The organism is Pantoea sp. PA1, assembly GCF_056856975.1.
The window spans coordinates 1-22,572 of sequence record NZ_JBXGEE010000006.1 but is presented as its reverse complement, the minus strand read 5'-3'; the positions used below and the strand labels follow the sequence as shown (position 1 = coordinate 22,572).

18 protein-coding genes are annotated in these 22,572 nt (G+C 57.9%); 8 read left to right on the top strand and 10 right to left on the bottom strand.

Translation table 11 applies throughout. The features are described 5' to 3' along the window. Window positions 1–489 precede the first annotated feature (489 nt). From rsmG to ravA, 7 genes are all read right to left on the bottom strand, one after another. Entirely contained in the window at window positions 490–1,107 is a 618-nt protein-coding gene (gene rsmG, locus AC1V0D_RS18775) for a 16S rRNA (guanine(527)-N(7))-methyltransferase RsmG (protein ID WP_140924019.1), read from the bottom strand. 47 nt (window positions 1,108–1,154) lie between these two features. Next, window positions 1,155–3,044 (bottom strand): tRNA uridine-5-carboxymethylaminomethyl(34) synthesis enzyme MnmG, encoded by a 1,890-nt coding sequence (mnmG, locus tag AC1V0D_RS18770; RefSeq protein ID WP_337025893.1) that lies wholly within the window; start codon window positions 3,042–3,044, stop codon window positions 1,155–1,157. A 433-nt stretch (window positions 3,045–3,477) separates the two neighbouring features. Then, the gene (gene mioC, locus AC1V0D_RS18765) at window positions 3,478–3,918 is read right to left on the bottom strand and encodes an FMN-binding protein MioC (RefSeq protein ID WP_154929063.1); all 441 of its coding nucleotides are present in this window, start codon (window positions 3,916–3,918) and stop codon (window positions 3,478–3,480) included. 155 nt (window positions 3,919–4,073) lie between these two features. Beyond that, window positions 4,074–4,535 carry a transcriptional regulator AsnC gene (gene asnC / locus AC1V0D_RS18760; protein ID WP_009088190.1) on the bottom strand — a complete coding sequence of 154 codons (462 nt, stop codon included), beginning with the start codon at window positions 4,533–4,535 and terminating at the stop codon, window positions 4,074–4,076. 103 nt (window positions 4,536–4,638) lie between these two features. Beyond that, window positions 4,639–6,777, bottom strand: coding sequence for a 5-histidylcysteine sulfoxide synthase (ovoA, locus tag AC1V0D_RS18755; RefSeq protein WP_154929064.1), 2,139 nt, complete (start codon window positions 6,775–6,777; stop codon window positions 4,639–4,641). Between the two features lie 217 nt (window positions 6,778–6,994). Beyond that, window positions 6,995–8,455 carry an ATPase RavA stimulator ViaA gene (gene viaA / locus AC1V0D_RS18750; protein ID WP_009088186.1) on the bottom strand — a complete coding sequence of 487 codons (1,461 nt, stop codon included), beginning with the start codon at window positions 8,453–8,455 and terminating at the stop codon, window positions 6,995–6,997. Beyond that, window positions 8,452–9,948 (bottom strand): ATPase RavA, encoded by a 1,497-nt coding sequence (gene ravA / locus AC1V0D_RS18745; protein ID WP_046100974.1) that lies wholly within the window; start codon window positions 9,946–9,948, stop codon window positions 8,452–8,454. The genes viaA and ravA overlap by 4 nt, the downstream gene beginning before the upstream one ends. A gap of 290 nt (window positions 9,949–10,238) precedes the next feature. On the opposite strand from ravA, the gene kup reads away from it, so the two are divergent. Next, the gene (gene kup / locus AC1V0D_RS18740) at window positions 10,239–12,107 is read left to right on the top strand and encodes a low affinity potassium transporter Kup (protein WP_009088184.1); all 1,869 of its coding nucleotides are present in this window, start codon (window positions 10,239–10,241) and stop codon (window positions 12,105–12,107) included. A 15-nt stretch (window positions 12,108–12,122) separates the two neighbouring features. On the opposite strand, the gene qseC is transcribed toward kup, so the two are convergent. Together qseC and qseB are read right to left on the bottom strand one after the other, a co-directional pair. Continuing rightward, window positions 12,123–13,478, bottom strand: coding sequence for a quorum sensing histidine kinase QseC (gene qseC, locus AC1V0D_RS18735; protein ID WP_482907872.1), 1,356 nt, complete (start codon window positions 13,476–13,478; stop codon window positions 12,123–12,125). Next, window positions 13,466–14,137, bottom strand: a complete 672-nt coding sequence (gene qseB, locus AC1V0D_RS18730) for a quorum sensing response regulator transcription factor QseB (protein WP_009088182.1) — start codon at window positions 14,135–14,137, stop codon at window positions 13,466–13,468. The genes qseC and qseB overlap by 13 nt, the downstream gene beginning before the upstream one ends. 162 nt (window positions 14,138–14,299) lie before the next feature. On the opposite strand from qseB, the gene AC1V0D_RS18725 reads away from it, so the two are divergent. From AC1V0D_RS18725 to rbsR, 7 genes are all read left to right on the top strand, one after another. Further along, on the top strand, window positions 14,300–14,707 hold the full coding sequence (locus AC1V0D_RS18725) for a YgiW/YdeI family stress tolerance OB fold protein (RefSeq protein WP_009088181.1): 408 nt from the start codon (window positions 14,300–14,302) through the stop codon (window positions 14,705–14,707). A gap of 293 nt (window positions 14,708–15,000) precedes the next feature. Then, window positions 15,001–15,420, top strand: a complete 420-nt coding sequence (rbsD, locus tag AC1V0D_RS18720) for a D-ribose pyranase (RefSeq protein WP_482907871.1) — start codon at window positions 15,001–15,003, stop codon at window positions 15,418–15,420. 7 nt (window positions 15,421–15,427) lie between these two features. Then, window positions 15,428–16,936, top strand: coding sequence for a ribose ABC transporter ATP-binding protein RbsA (rbsA, locus tag AC1V0D_RS18715; RefSeq protein ID WP_009088179.1), 1,509 nt, complete (start codon window positions 15,428–15,430; stop codon window positions 16,934–16,936). Then, window positions 16,933–17,904: a ribose ABC transporter permease gene (gene rbsC / locus AC1V0D_RS18710; RefSeq protein WP_009088178.1), complete on the top strand. Its 972-nt coding sequence runs from the start codon at window positions 16,933–16,935 to the stop codon at window positions 17,902–17,904. Before rbsA ends, rbsC begins: the two co-directional genes overlap by 4 nt. A gap of 25 nt (window positions 17,905–17,929) precedes the next feature. After that, window positions 17,930–18,805 carry a ribose ABC transporter substrate-binding protein RbsB gene (gene rbsB, locus AC1V0D_RS18705; RefSeq protein WP_009088177.1) on the top strand — a complete coding sequence of 292 codons (876 nt, stop codon included), beginning with the start codon at window positions 17,930–17,932 and terminating at the stop codon, window positions 18,803–18,805. Between the two features lie 62 nt (window positions 18,806–18,867). Then, window positions 18,868–19,797, top strand: coding sequence for a ribokinase (rbsK, locus tag AC1V0D_RS18700; RefSeq protein ID WP_337025897.1), 930 nt, complete (start codon window positions 18,868–18,870; stop codon window positions 19,795–19,797). Between the two features lie 4 nt (window positions 19,798–19,801). Then, window positions 19,802–20,794 (top strand): ribose operon transcriptional repressor RbsR, encoded by a 993-nt coding sequence (rbsR, locus tag AC1V0D_RS18695; RefSeq protein WP_009088175.1) that lies wholly within the window; start codon window positions 19,802–19,804, stop codon window positions 20,792–20,794. Here the strand turns inward: rbsR and mdtD are convergent. Further along, entirely contained in the window at window positions 20,791–22,191 is a 1,401-nt protein-coding gene (gene mdtD / locus AC1V0D_RS18690) for a multidrug transporter subunit MdtD (protein WP_009088174.1), read from the bottom strand. The two genes, rbsR and mdtD, sit on opposite strands and share 4 nt — an antisense overlap. Window positions 22,192–22,572 lie beyond the last annotated feature (381 nt).

Here is a 22,572-nt window from a genome sequence, read left to right as displayed (position 1 = left end):
CACTGGCGTCTTGCTTTTAAAGCGTGCTTTAGATCACATAATAAGCACCTGCGCCAGAATGAGTTTTATCGGGGTGCTATTTCAGCGCCCGGCCTGCATCGGTTAAGCCTATGTGAATCAGCCACTTAAAATTAGATCGCTGTAGCGGAAAGCGTAATTTCCCGGAAAACAGGCTATTGACATCGAACTGTGCCTGAGAATCGTGAAACTGATATTACGCACGGCAGGTTATTACCGCGATATATTTTCTGACGTGACTATTTTTATTCCGCTACCCGGCTATACAAGTGATATTTCTGATAACCAAATGTGAATTAAAGGTTAAATGTAACAGAGCTTTTCGGATAATTTCCATCGGCCTTTTTAACCTTCTTACCGCGCGCGTTTAATCAAAAACTTTTATCACACCGATCTCGTCTGCGTTTTTTTTAATCAGCCGCCTGAGAGGGCCTGAGGCGGAAACGCGCTAAGACCCTGCTGACAATAAGGCTACTGGTGACGCAGAATGACCAGGTGGCGGTCACCGTCCAGCTGAGGCACCTGCAGTCTGATGACGGAATCTACCCCAAAGCCCGCCGGTAAAGCGGCAATTTCATCGTCTGGTCGCACCCCTTTCAGCGCAAAGAAGCGCCCTTCCCTTCCCGGCAGATGATGACACCAGGTCACCATATCGGTCAGGGAGGCAAAAGCACGGCTGATCACCCCGTCGAACGGCGGTTCCGCCGGGAAGGTCTCTACCCGGCTCTGGACCGGCGTGATGTTAGTAAGTCCTAACTCATGCTGAACCTGACGCAGGAACCGGACCCGCTTGCCCAGACTGTCGAGCAGCGTAAAGTGCGCATCCGGCATGACGATAGCCAGCGGAATGCCTGGCAGACCCGGTCCGGTGCCAACATCAATAAAGCGTGTGCCCTGAAGATGCGGCGCCACCACGATACTGTCGAGGATATGACGTACCAGCATCTGCTGCGGATCGCGGACGGAGGTCAGGTTGTAGGCTTTGTTCCACTTATCCAGCAGGCCGACATAGGCAACCAGCTGCTGTTTTTGTTGATCGGAGAGGGAAATACCGGCTGCATTGAGCAGCGACGTGAGTGTGTTAATCACAGCATAAGTCCATTCAGCGGGGGCGAGTCTCCTCGCCCCGTTTAAGATCAGGCGCTTTTGCGCAGCAGACCCTGTTTTTTCAGGTAAATAAGCAGAATCGAGATGGCCGCCGGGGTAATACCGGAAATGCGCGTCGCCTGCCCGATCGACGTCGGCTTGTGATCGTTCAGCTTGGCAATCACCTCATTGGAGAGTCCATTCACCTGGCGATAGTCGAGCTCAACCGGCAGCAGCGTGTTCTCATTACGCAACTGACGATCGATCTCTTCCTGCTGACGCGCGATGTAGCCTTCATACTTCACCTGAATCTCAACCTGCTCAGCGGCCTGCTCATCAGCCAGTGCCGGGCCGAAGGCCTCCAGCGCCATCAGCTTCAGATAGGTCATCTCTGGACGACGCAGCAGATCTTCACCACTCGCTTCTTTGGTCAGCGGCGCGCTGAGCACCGTATTGACGTCGGAAACGTGTTCGGATTTTGGATGAACCCAGATATCGCGCAGACGCTGACGCTCCTGCTCAATCGCTTCCAGCTTCTGATTGAAGCGCGCCCAGCGTGCATCATCGACCAGACCCAGTTCACGGCCGGTTTCGGTCAGACGCAGATCGGCATTGTCTTCGCGCAGCATCAGACGGTATTCGGCACGGGAGGTAAACATGCGGTACGGCTCTTTGGTGCCGAGCGTACAGAGGTCATCAACCAGCACGCCCAGATAAGCCTGATCGCGACGCGGTGCCCAGCCCTCTTTGTCAGCAGACTGACGGGCGGCGTTCAGACCGGCCAGCATCCCCTGCGCAGCGGCTTCTTCATAACCGGTTGTGCCGTTGATCTGTCCGGCAAAGAAGAGGCCGTCGATAAACTTACTCTCCAGCGTCGGTTTGAGATCGCGCGGATCGAAGAAGTCATACTCAATGGCATAACCCGGACGCACGATCTTCGCATTCTCCATCCCCTTCATTGAGCGGACGATCTGCATCTGCACGTCAAACGGCAGGCTGGTAGAGATACCGTTCGGGTAGATCTCATTACTGGTCAGCCCTTCCGGCTCCAGGAAGATCTGATGCGAGTTACGATCGGCAAAGCGCATGACTTTGTCTTCGATCGACGGACAGTAGCGCGGGCCGATCCCTTCGATGATCCCGGCGTACATCGGGCTGCGATCCAGGTTTTCGCGGATCACGTTGTGGGTTTTCTCATTGGTATGAGTGATCCAGCACGGCACCTGCTGCGGATGCTGAGCGGCACTGCCCATAAACGAGAAGACCGGCATCGGGTTATCCCCATGCTGCGGGCTCAGCACTGAAAAATCGATGGTGCGAGCGTCAATGCGCGGCGGCGTGCCGGTTTTGAGGCGGTTTACCCGCAGCGGCAGCGCGCGAAGTCGTTTTGCCAGCGGAATGGACGGGGGATCACCTGCGCGACCGCCACTGTAGTTGTCCAGACCGATATGAATTTTGCCGTCCAGGAAGGTTCCGACGGTCAGTACCACGGTTTTCGCGCGGAACTTCAGTCCCATCTGAGTCACGGCACCCACCACACGATCGTTTTCAACGATGAGATCGTCGACCGCCTGCTGGAAGACCATCAGGTTAGGCTGGTTCTCCAGGGCAGTGCGCACCGCCTGGCGATAGAGCACGCGATCGGCCTGAGCACGGGTAGCCCGCACCGCCGGCCCTTTGCTGGCGTTTAGTATCCTAAACTGGATACCGGCCTGGTCGATCGCATGGGCCATCAGACCCCCCAGGGCATCCACTTCCTTCACCAAATGTCCTTTGCCAATGCCACCGATCGCCGGGTTGCAGGACATTTGTCCAAGCGTATCAATGTTATGGGTGAGTAACAGGGTTTGCTGACCCATTCGGGCTGCCGCCATTGCGGCTTCGGTGCCCGCATGACCACCACCAATTACGATGACGTCAAAAGGATCCTGATAAAACATGAAGTGGTACCTCGGTTGATGAACGTGCAGGATCGTCGTCCTGGGGCGTGGATTCTACTCAAATTCCGTCTGGGGTGAAAGCCGCGGGATCGTCCGGTTTTAAAAGAAAGGATCTTAGATCTGTATATGATCTTTCTGTTAGATCTCTTATTAGGATCCCGGCCTCCTGTGGATATGTGCCAGAAGCATTGCAAAAACAACAGGATGGGCAGGATCACTAGCTGTGAGTGATCGGTGATCCTGATCCGTATAAGCTGGGATCAAAACTTTAGGTTATACACAGCTCAAAAAACATGCATCGGTTGTTCTTTGGATAACTACCGGTTATACGCAGTAAAAGAGGGTAGTTATCCACAAAATAAACGAGCGGAAAAGGATAAAATCAGCATCTTCCACTGGGGATCGTCACTATTTCGCGATCCCCGTCCACGATTCAGATCGCGTTTTTCCACGTTTCCAGCCAGGCCTCTGCCGGATCTTCAGGGATCTCATGCTCCAGCACGTCAATCTCCAGACGATCGCCTATCCGCTGCGCCCCCTGTGCGGTCAGCAGCGCATCAATCTGGCGGATCGCGCCGCAAAAGAGATCGTACTCATGGTTGCCGAGTCCGACAGCGCCAAAGCGAAGCTGAGAAAGATCGGGCTGGCTGTCGCGGATGGCTTCAGCGAGTGGCAGCAGATTGTCAGGAATATCGCCGGCACCATGCGTTGAGCAGACCACCAGCCAGATACCGGTCTGCGGTACCTCATCCAGCTCCGGGCCATGCAGCAGCTGCGTGGAGAAGCCTGCTTCCTGTAATTTTTCTTCCAGATGTTCAGCCACATACTCGGCGCTTCCCAGAGTACTGCCACTGATTAAGGTAATATCGGCCATCTTGCTCTCCCGGACAGTAAGGCGAGCATTGTACGCTGTGATCAAGCGGTGATCCACCTGTGGACAACAGGGTTAATGGATCGGGAAAGGCGAACGCAGCCGTTGCCAGCCGCCACATTCGTCAGGGATAAGATTATGCACAGGGGAAGGAACGATCAGGGCTTGATGGTACGCATGATCGGGTTTTGCAGCGAGATCAGGGTTTCGGTTGACTGAATTTCATCAATGGTCTGGATCTTGTTGATCAGCACCTGCTGCAGGGCATCGATTGACCGGCACATCACCTTAATAAAGATGCTGTAGTGACCGGTGGTGTACCAGGCTTCAACCACCTCATCCAGCGCATCCAGTTTGCTCAGCGCCGCCGGATAGTCACGCGCGCTCTTCAGGATAATGCCGATAAAGCAGCAGACATCAAACCCCAGCTGGCGCGGATCGATATCCACCCGCGTGCCGAGGATAATACCCGCCTGCTTCATCTTCTCCACGCGCACATGAATGGTGCCGGGACTGACATTAAACTGCTTTGCCAGCTCGGCGTAAGCGGTGCGCGCATTCTCAAGCAGGGCATTCAGAATGCCGCGATCCAGATTGTCGAGCTGCAGATGTTCGGCCATGGCCATCCTCGTTGTGGGTCTGCTTAAGTGAACAAGGGTGAATGTGCAGCAAAATAGTGGTTCAGGCAACTCCCGGCAGCGACGGGCGCCGCTGCCGGGTTGCTTAGCGTTTGCGCCAGACGGTGACCTGCGCCAGCGTATGCTGGAACTTGCGGGCCGTTTCGCGGATCACGAACGGCACATCCTGCGGTTCATCGATCAGCTCGAAGTCGGCAGCCAGCAGCCGTTGCAGCGCCTGCAGGGTCGTCAGGGCCTCTCCGTTTTCCCGCACGCCGCCCAGCCAGTTCTCTTTCGGCGTGAAATCTTCCAGCCAGGTGTAAGGCGATGAGAGCAGCAGAATGCCGCCCGGACGCAGCATCGGCGTCACATCCTGCAGGAAGCGCGCGGGCTGACGCAGACGATCGATCAGATTGGAGGCAAGCACCAGATCGTAACCGGCCGGTTGCGGCTTCAGGTTGCAGGCGTCCCCCTGCACAAAGCGGATTCGCTGCGCCAGATCGCTCTCCAGATCGAAATCTTTCAGGCGAACCTGACGATACTCGACCAGATCGCCCTCCTGAGGCAGGAGATAGCGGAAATCTTCACCGCTGGTCAGCTGCAGCGCCACATCGATGAAGCGCGCCGAGTAGTCCATGCCGGTGACGCGTTCAAAGTGGCGGGCCAGTTCAAAACTGGCGCGTCCGGTCGCGCAGCCGATATCCAGGGCGTCGCCCCGGGCTCGGGTGTAATTCAGCGCCAGCTTCACCAGGCTTTCGGCATAGTTTTCCACGCCGAAATAGCGCGGGCCATACTGGAAGTCGAGATACTGCGACACCATGGCGTCAGACTCATACGGATTCAGCGCCATGCTCTCCCTGTGCCCGGACACCACATAGCGGAAACCGGCATGCTGGAAGAAGTGGCGGCGAAACGCATAGCGTGCCGATTTCAGGGCTTCGTTGCCGGTGGATATCCAGCTGCCCCCTTTGATCAGCGAGTGTTTGCCATCAAACGTCGGCGTCGAGAAATCGTCGTAAAGCGGATGGACCCGGAAGCCTTCGAAGCCGTTAATTGGCGTGGTGGTCCACTGCCAGACGTTGCCGACGATATCGAAGAAGTCGCCCTGGGCGAACAGATCGACCGGTGACGAGGAGGCCCAGTAAGCCAGGTTAATGTTGCCCGGTGCCTGCTCCCAGTGCGGCTGGTCGCCGGCAACCTGTTCGCGCAGCTGAGTCCACTCCGCTTCGCAGGGAAGCTGTATCGCCAGCCCCGTCTGCTCTGCTTTCCAGCGGCAGAAGGCGGCGGCTTCCAGCTGATTGACCTCGGCAGGCCAGTCCCAGGGCATCGCCACCTCTTCACACATCAGACGCAGTTTCAGCTGATCGGGCATCGCAGGTGTGCCAACCCAGAAGGTGGGCATCTCTGCTTTGGCAAACTGACACCAGCCCCAGCCTTCATCATCCCACCAGCGACGATCCTGATATCCCCCCGCCTCGACGAAGGCCAGAAATTCTGCGTTGCTGACCAGCATTTTGCTCGCCTGGAACGGCTGCAGCGTAATCTGCTGGCGGCCATACTCATTATCCCAGCCGTAGGTGTCGTCAGTTTTACCCAGCGTGACCGTGCCGCCGGGCATCGGCAGCAGGGCGTTGGCCGGAACAGCCTGACGCTGGTGGCGCGCCAGCGGACAGATGGGCCATGCGGACTGCGGCTTAACCCACTCAATCGGAAGCTGGCGGATCAGCACGCTGGAGGTTTCCAGATGGATGCGCTCATGCTCGATGCCCATCAGGATCACCCAGGCCGGACTTTCCCAGTCGATCGGCAGAGTCAGCGGCATGGTCTGGATGAGATCGCTGACCAGGGCTTTCACGCGTCCCCGGTATTCACGCACTTCATCGACGGTGGGCCAGTCGTAGTGACTGTCGTTGAGATCGTCCCAGCTCATTTCATCCACCCCAATCGCCATCATCGCTTCGATGCGATCGTTCAGACGCGCGTCGATGAGACGTCCGGCCATCAGCTTATTAATGTAGAAGGTCGCCGTGTGACCGAAATAGAAAATCAGGGGGTGGCGCAGCGGAATGGCTTTGGTGAACCAGGCCTGCGGATCCGCCAGACAGGTAAACAGACTCTCATACTGGTCCCAGGTCTGATGGAAATAGGCCAGCAAATCGGCACGTTTTTGTTCGCTATTCTGGCCGGAGAGCAATAACGTCCGCGTAGGTGCAGGCAGATCGCGGTGGGGTTGAGCAAGCGTCACAGGAAGCTCCAGATTGCTGAGTAAGTGAAACGGTAATTCACTATAGCAAAGAAGCTTTTCTGCCAGATGACTTAGAGCCTGCCCGTCAGGCTATTTTATTTGCCACTCTGAACCTGGGCAGTGCTCACAATCCTCACGTACTCCGTGTACGCTCCGGTTGTTCCGCGCTGTCCGTGTCCAGACTGCCTGCAACAATTACGCCTGTCGGGACAGGCTCTTAACGGCGCCAGTGACGCAGAAGGCGGCTTTTCATGCCGGTATCGAAACGCCAGATATGGTCGAAGATGCGCAGAATACCGGGTTTCCCGTGGGCCGACATGGCCACAGCGTGAAAACGTTGCTGATTGTGTCGCTGGCGCTGTTTTATCGCCCCGATCACCTCTTCCGGCAGACGCTGGGCGATGAAATCGGAGACGATGACCGCATCCGCTTCCTGCCACAGTGCGCCCTCCATCCGGTTCACCACCGAGGAGAGGCAGGCGGCCAGATCGGTGCCGCCACGAAAGCGCTGGCTGAGAAAGCGAATCGCCTGTTCCAGCCCATCTTCCCCGGTCAGCTCGTAGCCGATGACTTCATGGGCAAACAGCATGATGTAGCAGCGACGCCGGTCAGCCAGCGCGACTTTCAGCAGCGCCAGACAAAACGCTTTTGCGCAGCGCTCGTTGAAGCCCCCCATGGAGCCGGAGGTATCCACGCAGACGATGAACGGCCCGCGGGGCTGCTCCTCATGCTGCTGATGGCTGGCCGGCCGCATCGTCACTTTTTCGTGCCAGGCCTCGCCCTGCAGACGATAGGTCAGCAGCCGTTTCTCAACCAGGCGCCGGTAAAACTCCAGCTCCAGTTCGCTGATGCTCAGCGCGGCTAACTCCGGCGGCAGCAGACGCAGTACGTCATCGCTCTGATGAATGCCGCTCACCTCTTCCGGCACGGACGCGGGCTCCTGCACCAGATGGTGAAAGGCCTCCATCGGGGCATCCTGTGACGGCACCGATTTAGCCTCCCGACTGCGGCCCAGCTGCTGTGCCAGCTTCAGCAGCTCCGGTTGCTGCGCGAGAAAATCACCATATTGCAGCATCAGCTGATAGTCGCCGGGCTGCAGTGACGCTTTGCTCATGTCCCATAACCGGCCTGCCGCCGCTTCATCATCGTCGCCCAGGATTGGGGCCAGCTGACCGCTCAGCGCCATGCGCTGCTGCAGTTCCGCCAGCAGGCGTTCGCGCTGCTGCTCCAGCAGCTGCTGATTCAGTGTAAGAGTCTGTAAGGTCAGACTCAGCCGCCAGCGCTGCAGAAAAAGCTGGTGCTGGGCGCTGCTGAGATGGTGGATATCGGTGTGCTGCAACAGCCGGTTCGCTTCATCCAGGAAGGGCGAAGGCAGGCTTTGCAGCGCCTGAAGCGTCGCATCCAGCTGGTGGATGAATTCACGATCGCTGAGGAGCTGAACCCGCTGAAAGAGCTGAAACTCCTCTGCCAGCGTGGCCGGAACCGGGGTGGCTTTGAGTTCCGCGTTGATCTCGGCCCGCCAGCGCGGCACATCGCGTAGCAGCGCTTTTTTCAGCCCGGGAAACTTTTCAAAAAACAGCGCAAGCTGTGGGGAGGCCAGCAGGGCGACGATCAGCTCTTCAATCAGTTCGGTCTCCCCCACCGAGAGCAGGGTGCTGAGCGTCTCCACGGAGATCATTTACGCGCCTGTTTCAGCTGCTCTGCCACATCCTGCAGGCTGGTTTCGACCCGCGCCAGCCAGTCGTCGCTGATAAACAGGCAGCGCTGATGCTGACTGAAGAGATGCCGCTGGGTGCGCAGTTCACTCTCCAGTGCATCCAGCGCCTCGGTAATCTCACCGGGCAGCGGCTCGCTGTTGCTGACGCCGGGCAGGGTCAGCCGCGATGCCTGCAGGCTGACATCGCGGATCGCCAGGCAGTGCTGCGCATCCACCTGAAGATCCAGGCTCTGAGCAAAGCCGATGCCGTTGAGCTTGCCGCGCACCTCGCCCCCTTTCTGCAGCCACTGGTTCAGCGCATCACGCGCGATCACCAGATGGGTAACCTGCATATCGTGCAGCATCAGCGGCTTTTGCAGCATCAGCGTCAGCTGCTCATCGGTGAGGCTTTCGGGCATATCGTAGTGCGGCTTGCGGCTGAACATGCCGCTGTGCTTCTCCAGCGTGATGGCCTGCGCCACGCTCTGCTGTTGCTGCAGCGCCAGACGACGGGCTTTGATCTGATGCAGTTTCAGCAGCATCGGCTGCTGCTGCCAGGCGTGTTGTGTCATCAGCTGGTCGATTTCGCGTTCCAGCAGCTGCATGGACGCCACGTCGTGCCAGAGGCAATCTTTCAGCAGGATCAGGTCTATCGGCGCAATCGCGCTGCGTCCGCTGTAAAAGGCGCTGGCCTGTAACAGGTGAATGGCTTTTTTCCAGCGACGATCGGAAATGTAGGGGGCGGCAGGCTGGCTCTCCAGCTGCTGACGCAGCTGATAGATCAGCTCGAAAACGGCATCCGGCAGCCCCACTTGGCTGATGCTGAGCTGCCACTGCGCATACTCCTCATCACTGATGCGCAGAGATTCCGCCACCGGATTGGCGTGTTCATCCTGCTGGTGAGTCAGCATGCTGCGGAAGTTCTGCTTCTCATGCACGTTATCCAGCCACAGGCGGATCAGCATCCGGTCATAGAGCGCCTCGAGACCGCTGTCCGCTTCCGGGAGTTCATTGGAGGCGGTGACCAGCAGACGCATCGGGATGGTCTCTTCGCTGTCACCATTGCGGAAGCGGCGTTCGTTGATGGCGGTCAGCAGGGTATTCAGAATCGCCGGGCCGGCTTTCCAGATCTCATCCAGAAAAACAATCTCTGCGTCGGGCAGATACCCTTTAGTGAGGCGCTGATAGCGCCCTTCATCCTTCAGCGCCTGAATGGAGAGCGGGCCAAACACCTCTTCCGGCGTCGAGAAACGGGTCATCAGATATTCAAAGGCGCGGGCGTGCTGAAAGGCGTATTTGAGGCGGCGTGCTATCAGGCTCTTGGCGATGCCGGGCGGGCCCAGCAGGAACACGCTTTCACCGCTCAGCGCCGCCAGCAGGCAAAGGCGAATGGCATGATGCCGCTCATACAATCCTTTTTCTAACGCATTGCTCAGGCGAGAAATTCTTTCTGCCAAAAGATGGGGTTGAGCCATAATCACTTCAATGTCCTTACGATCGACGGGCCGCCGCGCTTAAGCAAGCGCCTTACTCTATAGATCATCATGCGTGAAAGCGTTGATAGCTGTCAGCTTTTTTGTATCAGAAGGTTTGCCTGCTATCACGCGGTATCCACTGACATTTTACCGCCTGAAGCGCTCCCGTTATCCGGCGAGCAAGGCGAAGCGGGTATAGGAATTTTCACCAATACGTGCATACTGTGCGCTTTTTGATGGCCTGAGCGAGGGGTGTTTGCGCCTCTCAGACTCCAACAAAAGATAACTCTATGAGCTCAGATAATAAGCAGTCCCTTCCCGGATTAACGCTGGCCGCGATTGGTGTTGTTTACGGGGATATCGGCACCAGTCCGCTCTATACCCTGCGTGAATGTCTCTCCGGACAGTTTGGTTTCGGCGTTGAACGGGAAGCAGTGTTTGGCTTTCTGTCGCTGATTTTCTGGCTGCTGGTGCTGGTGGTCTCACTCAAATATATCAGTTATGTGATGCGCGCCGACAACGCCGGAGAGGGCGGTATTCTGACCCTGATGTCGCTGGCGGGCCGCCACACCGGTGCGCGCGCCACGGCGGTGCTGGTGATCATGGGACTGATTGGCGGCAGCTTCTTCTATGGGGAGGTGGTGATCACTCCGGCCATTTCGGTGATGTCCGCGATTGAGGGCCTGGAGATTGCCGCGCCGTCACTGGATCCTTTTATTGTGCCGATGTCGATTGCGGTGCTGACGCTGCTGTTTGTGATTCAGAAACATGGCACCGGTATGGTGGGCAAACTGTTCGCGCCCGTGATGCTGATCTGGTTCCTGGTGCTGGCGGTTCTGGGGGCCTGCGGCATCATGAAAAACCCGGAAGTGCTGCACGCACTCAATCCTGCCTATGCCATTGAGTTCTTCCTGCACTACAAGTCGGTCTCGTTCTTCGCGCTGGGCGCCGTCGTGCTGGCGATTACCGGCGTGGAGGCACTCTATGCGGATATGGGCCACTTCGGCAAAGTGCCGATCCGGCTGGCCTGGTTCTCGGTGGTGCTGCCGTCGCTGGTGCTGAACTATTTTGGTCAGGGCGCGCTGCTGCTCAGCGATCCGAAAGCGATTAAAAACCCCTTCTTCCTGCTGGCCCCGGACTGGGCGCTGATCCCGATGCTGATTCTGGCGACGCTGGCCACCGTTATCGCCTCACAGGCGGTTATCTCTGGCGTCTTCTCGCTGACGCGTCAGGCGGTGCGACTGGGCTATCTGCCTGGGATGCGTATCATCCACACCTCTGAGCGCGAGTCGGGTCAGATCTATATTCCGGCCATCAACTGGGTGCTCTATTTCGCCGTGCTGATTGTGATTATCAGCTTTGAGCATTCGAGTAACCTGGCGGCGGCCTACGGTATCGCCGTGACCGGCACCATGGTCCTGACCTCGATCCTCGTCTGCACCGTGGCCATTAAAAACTGGCACTGGCAAAAGCTGGCCGTCGGCCTCATCCTGGTGCTGCTGCTCTTTATCGACGTGCCGCTGTTTACCGCCAACCTGGTGAAAATCTTCTCCGGTGGCTGGCTGCCACTCTGCCTCGGTCTGGTGATGTTTATCATTATGACGACGTGGAAAAGCGAGCGTTTCCGCCTGCTGCGTCGCATGCATGAGCACGGTAATTCCCTGGAGGCGATGATCGCCTCGCTGGAGAAATCGCCGCCGGTTCGCGTGCCGGGCACCGCGGTCTATATGTCGCGTGCGCTGAATGTGATTCCGTTTGCCATGCTGCATAACCTCAAGCACAACAAGGTATTGCATGAGCGCGTGGTGCTGCTGACGCTGAGAACGGAAGATGCGCCCTACGTTCACAACGTGCGGCGTGTGACGATTGAGCAGCTCTCACCGACCTTCTGGCGGGTGGTCGCCAGTTACGGCTGGCGTGAAACGCCTAACGTTGAGGAGATTTTCCATCGCTGCGGGCTGGAAGGGCTGAACTGCCGCATGATGGAGACGTCGTTCTTTATGTCGCACGAGTCGCTGATCATCGGCAAACGCCCCTGGTATCTGCGCCTGCGCGGCAAACTCTTCCTGGCGCTGCAGCGCAACGCACTGCGCGCACCCGACCAGTTCGAGATCCCGCCAAACCGGGTTATCGAGCTGGGCACCCAGGTCGAGATTTGACGGGTCGCGCCCGCCTTACGGGGTGGGCGCGGACCAGCGCAGCGTGACGCACAGGCCGCTGCCGGGACGCTGGCTGAAGCTCACCTGCATCCCGTGCAGCTGGGCAATATTACGCACAATCGAGAGTCCCAGTCCGCTGCCACTCTTCTCCTGACCGGGCGGTCGCCAGAAACGCTCACCAAGACGTTGCCGGTCGGCTTCACTCAATCCCTCGCCGTTATCCTCCACCGCCAGGCTGTTCGCCTGTAACCGCACATCAACTTCACTGCCTGCTGGCGTATAACGAATGGCGTTATCCAGCAGATTACGCACCAGCAGTGACAGCAGCAGCGCATGCCCCTGAATCTGCGGATCGGCGTCGGCATGCAGCCGCAGCGTCACGCCCGCTTTATCCGCCAGCGGCAGCTGGGCGGCCAGCGTCTCCTGAACCGTGCGCTTCAGCGCCACCGGCCCGAAGGCACTGCGCGCATCGTCGGCTTCCACCCGCGAGAGCGTCAGTAGCTGATCCACCAGCCGCGTGGCGCGCAGGATCCCCGCATCCAGCTGCTGCAGCGCATGGGTGCGCATCACCTCATCATCCGCCGTCAGCTGAATGACTTCGCTTTGCACCTGCAGTGCAGCCAGCGGACTGCGCAGCTCGTGCGCCGCGTCGGCGGTAAAGCGCCGTTCGCGCTGCATCATGGCGCTGATGCGGCGGAAGAGGCCATTCAGCGCCACCATCAGCGGCTGGACCTCATTCGGCACCCGCCCGGCCTGCAGCGGCGTATCATCATCGGGCGCGCGCTGCGCCAGCTGCTTCGCCAGCCTCTTCAGCGGGCGCAGTTCAGACCAGACCAGCCCCATCAGCAGCAGCAACATAAACGGCAGCGCGATCAACCAGGGCAGCACGCTCGCTTTCATTACGTCCTGCGTCATGTCATCCCGGTACTCCAGCTCCTGGCCGACCACCACGCGAAACTGCTTGTCGGGAGTGGTGAGCCAGACAAATCGCCAGCGGTCATCATCATTCGTGAGCTGACCTTCATGGAATCCCTGAGATGCTGCGTCGAACGGCAGATAGCGACCATTATCTCCATCGTTCATCACCTGCCTGCCGTCATGCGTGAAGACGGCAAACGCCAGGGCGTCGTCATCCTGTTCGCCGCGATGGTGGCGCAGGATCGCTTTGGTTTTTGGCAGCGTGGTGTTCTCCAGCGTCGAAAAATCCAGTGTCAGCAGACGCTTTGCCAGCAGCATCTGCTGGGTATCGAAGAGTTCATCCAGGGTTTCACGCGTCTGATGCCAGGCACTGAGGCTGGCGCTGACCCAGCAGAGAGCGACCAGCAGCACAAAACCGATGCCAAGCCGCAGAAACAGGCTCATTGATCGCATTCGGCGGCTCCCAGGGTATAGCCGACGCCGTGCAGCGTGCGGATAAACTGACTGCCCAGTTTTTTACGCAGATGATGGATATGCACCTCCACCGCATTGCTGGAGACATCGGCATCCCAGCTGTAGAGCTTCTCCTCCAGCTGGCTGCGCGTCAGCACCCGGCCGGGGTTTCGCATAAACAGCTCCAGCAGCGCCAGCTCCCGGCTTTTCAGCGCAATGGTTTCCCCCTCGCGCATCACGCTGTGACCGCCGGGGATCAGCACCACATTGCCGTGACGAAGTTCAGGCTGAAGCTGGCCGTGCCGGCGGCGAATCAACGCCTGCAGGCGCGCGGCCACCTCGGTCAGGGCAAAAGGTTTACACAGATAGTCATCGGCGCCCTGCTGCAGCCCTTCGACCCGCTGGTCGAGTGCATCGCGCGCGGTCAGGATTAACACCGGAACATCTTTGCCCTGCTGCCGCCACTGTCGCAGAATATCGAGCCCGTCGCGTTCGGGCAGAGAGAGATCCAGAATCACCGCATCCCAGGGGGCCGCGTCCAGCGCGTTAAAGCCCGCCTCACCGGAGGTAAACCAGTCAACGCTGAAGCCCAGCCTGCTCAGCCCTGCCTTAATACCGTCACCAATTAAGCGATCGTCTTCAATCAGTAAAATACGCATGATGTCTCCCTGTTCCGATAGCGTTTTATACGAAGCCCCCTTCTGCTTGTACAGCTGATTCCGGCAAATATCGTCTATTTTTAATGCTTAAGAAGCTGTTAAGAACTCTGTGGTCAACTGAGCCTGTTCCACCCGGACCGACCACTAAAAAAGGGGTACACCATGAAAAAGCACGCTGCTATTCTGACCGTCGTTATGCTGGCTTCCGCGCCGGTTTTTGCTGCACAGCAGGGCGGATTTGTTGATCCCAGTGCGCCCGCCGCACAGACGAAGGCTGCCGCTGGCCAGGGCGGTTTTCGTGCCGACCAGACCAGTGTGGTGACGGTGAAGCAGGCGGAAGAGATGAAAGATGACAGCTGGATCACCGTGCGCGGCAAGCTGGAGAAACAGATCGGCGATGAAGATTATCTGTTCCGCGACCAGACCGGCACGATGAAAGTTGAAATCGACCACAAGCACTGGAACGGCCAGACCATCTCACCGAAAGACAATGTTGAGCTGACGGGTGAGCTGGATAAAGATTTCAACAGCATTGAGATGGACGTCAAACAGGTTAAGAAACTGCCTTAATCTTTTTTTCAGGCCCGCGCCTCTCCCGGCGCGGGACGCTTTCCTCCTCTGTCCATCTCCTCTCTGTTTTGTGCTGAACCCTTGCTGCCCGTTTTTTCCGGCGTTAAGTTTGCCAGCCGCCTGAGACTGCCTTCACGATCCTTTTTTCAGCCCCTCTCCTGCCCTAATTCAAATTCTCGCCCGCGTAAGCGAAACGTTTCGATAGCGATCACAGATTTCTTCTTTGCTGGTTGAGTTGATGGCGGCATTTCATACACTCCTGTCAGCGAAACGTTTCGCTGTGGAGTGAAAAGATGAAAAAAGGTCGCCTGTTAAACGCTGAACTCTCTCATGTGATTGCCCGCCTGGGACACACGGATACGCTGACGATTGCGGATGCTGGCCTGCCGATTCCGGCCGGTCCGCAGCGTATTGATCTGGCGCTCACGCCGGGTACGCCCGATTTTATGCAGGTGGTGAATGCGGTTGTCCTGGAGATGCAGGTAGAAAGCGCCCTGATGGCGGAGGAGATTCAGCAGCACAATCCCCCTCTTCACCGTGCGCTGATTGCCGCACTCGAAGCCCTGCAGCAGCAGCAGGGGAACGTCATCACCATCCGCTACCTCTCGCATGAACAGTTCAAACAACACACGCAGCGTAGCCAGGCGGTCATTCGCAGCGGGGAGTGCTCTCCGTTTGCCAATGTCATCCTCAGCGCCGGTGTGACCTTCTGAGGCCGCTATGCAACCTTTACTGCAACTCGACGGCATTGAAAAATCCTTTCCGGGGGTGAAAGCCCTTAAGGGTGCCTCGCTGAATGTCCGCGCAGGTCGCGTGATGGCGCTGGTCGGAGAGAACGGCGCAGGCAAGTCCACCATGATGAAAGTCCTGACCGGGATCTACCAGTATGATGCCGGTACGCTGCGCTGGCTCGGCAAAGAGACCCGCTTCAGTGGGCCGAAAGCGTCGCAGGAAGCGGGCATTGGCATCATCCATCAGGAACTGAACCTGATCCCGCAGTTAACCGTGGCGGAAAACATTTTTCTTGGTCGCGAATATGTCAGCCGGTTTGGCCGTATTCAGTGGCAACGCATGTATGCCGAAGCCGACGCGCTGCTCAAACGCCTCAATCTGCGCTTCAGCAGCCACAAGCTGGTGGGCGAGCTGTCGATTGGCGATCAGCAAATGGTCGAAATCGCCAAAGTGCTGAGCTTTGAATCGCAGGTGATCATCATGGATGAGCCGACCGACGCGCTGACCGATACCGAAACGCTGTCGCTGTTCCGGGTGATCAATGAGCTGAAAGCGCAGGGCTGCGGCATCGTCTACATCTCGCATCGCATGAAAGAGATCTTTGAGATCTGCGATGACGTCACGGTGTTCCGCGACGGGCAGTTTATTGCGGAGCGTCCGGTCAGCGCGCTGACCGAAGAGAGCCTGATCGAGATGATGGTCGGGCGCAAACTGGAAGATCAATATCCCCGTCTGGATCAGGCGCCCGGCGACGTGCGGCTGAAAGTGGAAAACGTCAGCGGACCGGGCGTGGATAAGGTCAGCTTCAGCCTGCGCAAAGGCGAAATTCTGGGTATCTCCGGCCTGATGGGCGCGGGCCGTACCGAACTGATGAAGGTGCTTTATGGCGCGCTGCCGCGCCACGAAGGCAAACTGTGGCTCAGCGGCCGCGAAGTGGTAACGCGTTCGCCACAGGATGGGCTGGCTAACGGCATCGTCTATATCTCCGAGGATCGTAAGCGCGACGGCCTAGTGCTGGGCATGTCGGTAAAAGAGAACATGTCGCTGACGGCGTTACGTTATTTCAGTCGCGGCAGCGGGTCACTGAAGCACGCGGCAGAGCAGCTGGCGGTCGGCGATTTTATCCGGCTGTTCAATGTGAAAACGCCCTCAATGGAGCAGCCGATTGGCCTGCTTTCCGGGGGTAACCAGCAGAAAGTGGCGATTGCCCGCGGACTGATGACCCGGCCCAACGTACTGATTCTGGACGAACCGACCCGCGGTGTGGATGTCGGCGCGAAGAAAGAGATCTATCAACTGATTAACCAGTTCAAGGCCGAAGGGCTGAGCATCATCCTCGTTTCCTCGGAAATGCCGGAAGTGCTGGGCATGAGCGACCGGATTCTGGTGATGCATGAAGGCCGTATCAGCGGCGAATTTACCCGGGAAGACGCCACTCAGGAACGTCTGATGGCCGCCGCCGTAGGCAAGCAACACAGCGAGGATTTAGTGGTATGACAACCCAAACGTTACCTGCCAGCCGCCGCTGGTTTAGCAAAAGCTGGTTACTGGAGCAGAAGTCGCTGATTGCGCTGATGGTGCTGATCGCCGTGGTCGCCAGTCAGAGTCCGAACTTCTTTACCGTCGCGAACCTGTTCAACATCCTGCAGCAGACCTCGGTGAATGCCATTATGGCGGTCGGGATGACGCTGGTGATCCTGACTTCCGGTATCGACCTCTCTGTGGGATCGCTGCTGGCACTGACCGGTGCGGTAGGCGCGTCGCTGGTGGGTATGGAGGTCAATGCCCTGGTGGCGGTGGCGGCCTCGCTGGCGCTGGGGGCGGCAATCGGTGCCCTGACCGGCACCATCGTGGCGCGCGGCAGGGTACAGGCGTTTATTGCCACGCTGGTCATGATGCTGCTGTTACGCGGCGTTACCATGGTCTATACCGACGGCAGCCCGATTAACACCGGATTCAGCGCCAATGCCGATTTGCTGGGCTGGTTTGGTATTGGTCGCCCGCTGGGTGTGCCTGCACCGGTCTGGCTGATGGCGCTGGTCTTTATCGCCGCCTGGTACATGCTGCAGCATACCCGCCTGGGCCGTTATATCTATGCGCTGGGCGGTAACGAAGCGGCTACCCGTCTCTCCGGCATCAATGTAAATCGCGTCAAAATCATCGTCTATTCACTGAGTGGCATGCTGGCGGCGCTGGCGGGCACGATTGAAGTGGCCCGTCTCTCTTCGGCACAGCCTACTGCGGGCACCGGCTATGAGCTGGATGCGATTGCCGCGGTGGTGCTGGGTGGCACCAGTCTGGCGGGCGGTAAAGGGCGTATTTTCGGCACGCTGATCGGTGCGCTGATCCTCGGCTTCCTGAACAACGGCCTGAACCTGATGGGCGTCTCTTCTTACTACCAGATGATCGTTAAAGCGGTAGTCATCCTGCTGGCGGTGCTGGTGGATAATAAAAGCAGTAAATAACTCTGACCTTACACAGGATAATAAGATGAAAAAGTTAACCGCACTGGCCATCATCCTTGGCGCAACTCTCAGTACCAGCGCCATGGCAAAAGAGACCATCGCTCTGGTGGTTTCGACCCTCAATAACCCCTTCTTTGTTTCGCTGAAAGAGGGTGCGCAGAAAGAAGCCGATAAGCTGGGCTACAACCTGGTGGTGCTGGATTCACAAAACAATCCGGCGAAAGAGCTGGCAAACGTGCAGGATCTGACGGTGCGCGGCACTAAACTGCTGCTGATCAACCCTACCGACTCGGATGCTGTAGGCAATGCCGTGAAGATGGCTAATCAGGCGAACATCCCGGTCATCACACTGGATCGCGTCGCGTCACAGGGCAAAGTTGTCAGCCATGTCGCCTCCGATAACCGGTTCGGCGGTAAAATGGCCGGTGACTTCATCGCCAAGAAAGTCGGTGAAAACGCGAAAATTATTGAGCTGCAGGGCATTGCCGGGACCTCCGCGGCCCGTGAACGTGGCGAAGGTTTCAAACAGGCTGCCGATGCGCATAAGTTCCAGATCCTCGCCAGCCAGCCCGCTGACTTTGACCGCACCAAAGGGCTGAACGTTATGCAGAACCTGCTGCAGGCCCACCCGGATGTGCAGGCCGTCTTCGCGCAGAACGATGAAATGGCTCTGGGTGCTCTGCGCGCGCTGCAGACCGCCGGTAAAACCGGTGTGATCGTGGTCGGTTTTGACGGCACGGCGGATGGCGTGAAAGCGGTAGAAAGTGGCAAACTGTCCGCGACCGTGGCACAGATGCCGGACAAAATTGGCATGATCGGCGTGGATACCGCTGATAAAGTGCTGAAGGGTGAAAAAGTGCAGGCGATCAATCCGGTCGACCTGAAGCTGGTCACTCAATAACTCAAAGAAAAGCAGGGCACCGCGCCACCCTTCCGGTGGCGCACTTATTCCGGACTCCCCTAATGAGCAAAAACGCAAAACTGGCCGTTCTTGGCAGCATTAACGCTGACCACATCCTTAATCTGGCGCACTTTCCTCGTCCCGGTGAAACGGTGATCGGGCAGAATTATCAGATTGCGTTTGGCGGTAAAGGTGCGAATCAGGCGGTTGCCGCCGGTCGCGCAGGCGCCGATATCGCCTTTATCGCCTGTGTGGGCGCTGACGACATGGGTGAACGGATTCGTCAGCAACTGGCGCAGGACAATATTGATACCACCCCGGTTGAAGTAGTTGCGGGTGAGTCCACCGGCGTGGCGATGATTTTCGTTAACGGTGACGGCGAAAACAGTATCGGTATCTACGCCGGTGCCAACGCGGCGTTAACGCCTGCCTGTGTGGCGCGTCATCAGCCGGTCATCGCTACAGCCGATGCGCTTCTTATGCAGCTGGAGTCACCGCTGGAGAGTGTACTGGCCGCGGCTACGTTTGCCCGACAGCATCAGACCCAGGTGATTCTCAATCCGGCCCCGGCCACCCCGCTCTCTGACGACCTGCTGGCGCTGGTCGACATTATTACGCCGAATGAGACCGAAGCGGAGAGCCTGACCGGCATCGCCGTCAACAGCGATGAAGATGCTGCCCGCGCCGCGGCAGTGTTACATGCAAAGGGCATCGGCACGGTGTTGATTACGCTGGGGCGCCGCGGCGTCTGGCTGAGCGAACAGGGTGAGGGCCAGCGCATTGCAGGCTTCAGCGTGAAGGCGATCGATACTATCGCGGCGGGCGATACCTTTAATGGTGCGTTTATTACCGCACGACTGGAGCAGAAGCCGATCGGTGAGGCCGTAAGATTTGCCCACGCCGCCGCCGCGATTGCCGTGACCCGCTCGGGTGCACAGCCCTCCGTGCCATGGCGCGCGGAGATCGATGAATTTTTGCAGCAGCAGGGCTAAGCGCTTGAGTACCATGAAAGATGTCGCTCGCCTGGCGGGCGTCTCTACCTCCACCGTCTCGCACGTCATCAACAACAATCGCTTTGTCAGTGAAGGCGTGCGGGAAAAAGTCGAGCAGGCGATACGTCATCTGAATTACGCCCCCTCGGCACTGGCGCGCAGTCTGAAGATCAACCAGACCCACACGATAGGCATGTTGCTGACCACCAGTAGTAACCCGTTTTATGCGGAGGTGGTGCGGGGCGTCGAAGAGAGCTGCTATCAGCGTGGCTACAGCCTGATCCTCTGTAACACCGCCGGGGATGAGGAGCGGATGAACCGCAGCCTTGAGACGCTGATGCAAAAGCGCGTCGATGGCTTACTGATTATGTGCACCGAAAGTCACCTCCCTTCCGCAGACATTCTGAATCGCTATCCCTCTATCCCGGCCGTCATGATGGACTGGGCGCCATTTGAAGGGCGTGGTGACATTATTCAGGATAACGCCCTGCTGGGAGGCGAACTGGCAACTCAGCATCTTATCGACAGCGGCTATACCCGCATCGCCTGTATCGCCGGCCCGCAGGATAAGACTCCAGCCCGCATGCGTCTGCAGGGGTATCGCAACGCCATGACAAAAAGCGGCCTTGAGATCCTGCCAGGCTACGTGGTGAGCGGTGACTTTGAATTTCAGGGCGGTTACAACGGGATGGTAGAGCTGCTGGCACTGGACACGCCACCGGATGCGGTGTTCACCAGCAACGACGCCATGGCGGTCGGCGTTTACCATGCGCTCTATCAGGCGGGACTGCAGGTTCCGCAGCAGATGGCGGTCATGGGCTATGACGATATCGAACTGGCGCGCTATCTTTCTCCGCCACTGAGTACCGTTCATCAGCCAAAAGATGCCCTGGGCGAACTGGCGATAGACACCTTGATCCATCGTCTCAGCGATCCCGACGCCAGCCAGCAGACGCTGGTGCTGACGCCGGAACTCGTGGTGCGTGGGTCGGCTTAAGCCTTTTTCTTCCTGTCGCGATTGGTGATCAGGTTACGTCCATCCCCGTTTTTCAGCAGCATAAAGGTCAGCCCGGAGAAGACGGTTATCACGCCCATGGTCAGAAACGTGGCGTGAAACTGTGAAATGGTGCTGGTTTCAAACTCCTGATAGAAGCGCAGTACCGCGGCGCTGACGGCCACACCAAAACTGATCGCTAACTGCTGGGTCACGGCCAGCACGCTGTTGCCGCCGCTGGCGTTGTCATCATCCAGATCGGCCAGCGTGATCGTGTTCATGGCCGTGAACTGTGTCGACATGGCCATGCCGAGAATAAACAGCGGCAGTAACAGCACAATAATGCTCTCAGCAGGCGACTGCAGGGAGAAGCTGGCGATCAGAATGCCAATGATGGCGGTAATGCCGACCAGCAGGCGGCGGTATCCCAGCCAGCGCAGCAGCTGGGTCACCGTGGATTTCGCCAGGATAGAGCCAATCGCGGTGGGAGCCATCATGCAGCCTGCGATAATCGCTGAATAGCCAAAACCGACCTGCAACATCAGTGGCATTAAAAAGGGCACGCAGCCCGTGCCGAGACGTGACGCGATGTTGCCACCGATGCCGACTGAGAAGGTGCGGGTTTTAAACATCGGCAGGCTGATCAGCGGTGAAGGGTGACGCCGGGCATGCACTATATAGAGAAGCAACAGCACAATCCCGCCCAGTAATATCCCGCCAGCCAGCCAGGCTGAGACAATCCGCTCGCCAAACAGCTCAATACCGATTGAGATCATCACCAGTCCGGCCCCGAATAATAAGAAGCCTGCAAAGTCGAAGCGGCGCTTGGGGGTGGTGAAGTCCGGCATATATTTGCGTGCAAAGACAATACCGAGAATGCCTATCGGGATGTTGATCAGGAAAATCCAGTGCCAGGTGGCGTAGGTGACCAGAACGCCGCCCAGCATCGGTCCCAGTATCGGACCCACTAATCCCGGCATGGTGACAAAGTTGAGCACCGGCAGCAGCTCACTGCGCGGATAGGCACGCAACAGCGCCAGCCGGGCAACCGGCATCATCATGGCGCCGCCGACGCCCTGCACGATGCGTGACATAACCAGCACCGACAGCGTAGGCGAAAGCGCACAGGCCAGTGAGCCAAGGGTAAACAGTGACACGGCAACGATAAACACCTTACGCGTGCCGAAACGATCGGCAAGCCAGCCGCTGACCGGAATCAACATAGCAACAGTCAGGGTGTAGCTGATAACGGCGGATTGCATGGCCAGGGGAGAACGATCGAGGCTGGAGGCGATGGCGGGCAGTGCAGTATTCAGTATGGTGGCGTCGAGTGACTGCATGAAAAAGGCCATGGCAGCTATCCATGGCAAACCGGCCATGCTGCGCGCGGATCTTATCATTGAGTGTCCTTCTGGGGTTATCCTGCGACAAGAAGCAAAATAATAGCACCCGCAATCCGCCACGGCAGGTCTCTTTACAACGTTTAATGGCGGTTTTTGTGCGTTATTCAGGCGCGAAACGTCTGTTTTTAACCCGTTCGTTTAAAAAAGATGCGCTCAGCAAATTAATTCAAAGAAACACTTGTCAGCCCGCGGAAACTCCCTATAATGCGCCTCCATCGACACGGCACAACGGCTTACGGAATGCGGTGTTGAGAGGTTCAGGAGACTGAGCCGCCGGAGAAAAACTTCTGAAAAAAGAGGTTGACTCTGAAGGAGGAAAGCGTAATATACGCCACCTCGCGACAGGACGCTAACGCACTGTTCGCACTGCTCTTTAAC

What these genes read in the sequence shown, in the direction of transcription:
- mnmG (WP_337025893.1), bottom strand. Translation starts at nt 3,044, where the DNA reads ATGTTTTATCAGGATCCTTTTGACGTCATCGTAATTGGTGGTGGTCAT.
- mioC (WP_154929063.1), bottom strand. Translation starts at nt 3,918, where the DNA reads ATGGCCGATATTACCTTAATCAGTGGCAGTACTCTGGGAAGCGCCGAG.
- asnC (WP_009088190.1), bottom strand. Translation starts at nt 4,535, where the DNA reads ATGGCCGAACATCTGCAGCTCGACAATCTGGATCGCGGCATTCTGAAT.
- viaA (WP_009088186.1), bottom strand. Translation starts at nt 8,455, where the DNA reads ATGATCTCCGTGGAGACGCTCAGCACCCTGCTCTCGGTGGGGGAGACC.
- ravA (WP_046100974.1), bottom strand. Translation starts at nt 9,948, where the DNA reads ATGGCTCAACCCCATCTTTTGGCAGAAAGAATTTCTCGCCTGAGCAAT.
- kup (WP_009088184.1), top strand. Translation starts at nt 10,239, where the DNA reads ATGAGCTCAGATAATAAGCAGTCCCTTCCCGGATTAACGCTGGCCGCG.
- qseC (WP_482907872.1), bottom strand. Translation starts at nt 13,478, where the DNA reads ATGCGATCAATGAGCCTGTTTCTGCGGCTTGGCATCGGTTTTGTGCTG.
- qseB (WP_009088182.1), bottom strand. Translation starts at nt 14,137, where the DNA reads ATGCGTATTTTACTGATTGAAGACGATCGCTTAATTGGTGACGGTATT.
- AC1V0D_RS18725 (WP_009088181.1), top strand. Translation starts at nt 14,300, where the DNA reads ATGAAAAAGCACGCTGCTATTCTGACCGTCGTTATGCTGGCTTCCGCG.
- rbsD (WP_482907871.1), top strand. Translation starts at nt 15,001, where the DNA reads ATGAAAAAAGGTCGCCTGTTAAACGCTGAACTCTCTCATGTGATTGCC.
- rbsA (WP_009088179.1), top strand. Translation starts at nt 15,428, where the DNA reads ATGCAACCTTTACTGCAACTCGACGGCATTGAAAAATCCTTTCCGGGG.
- rbsC (WP_009088178.1), top strand. Translation starts at nt 16,933, where the DNA reads ATGACAACCCAAACGTTACCTGCCAGCCGCCGCTGGTTTAGCAAAAGC.
- rbsB (WP_009088177.1), top strand. Translation starts at nt 17,930, where the DNA reads ATGAAAAAGTTAACCGCACTGGCCATCATCCTTGGCGCAACTCTCAGT.
- rbsK (WP_337025897.1), top strand. Translation starts at nt 18,868, where the DNA reads ATGAGCAAAAACGCAAAACTGGCCGTTCTTGGCAGCATTAACGCTGAC.
- mdtD (WP_009088174.1), bottom strand. Translation starts at nt 22,191, where the DNA reads ATGATAAGATCCGCGCGCAGCATGGCCGGTTTGCCATGGATAGCTGCC.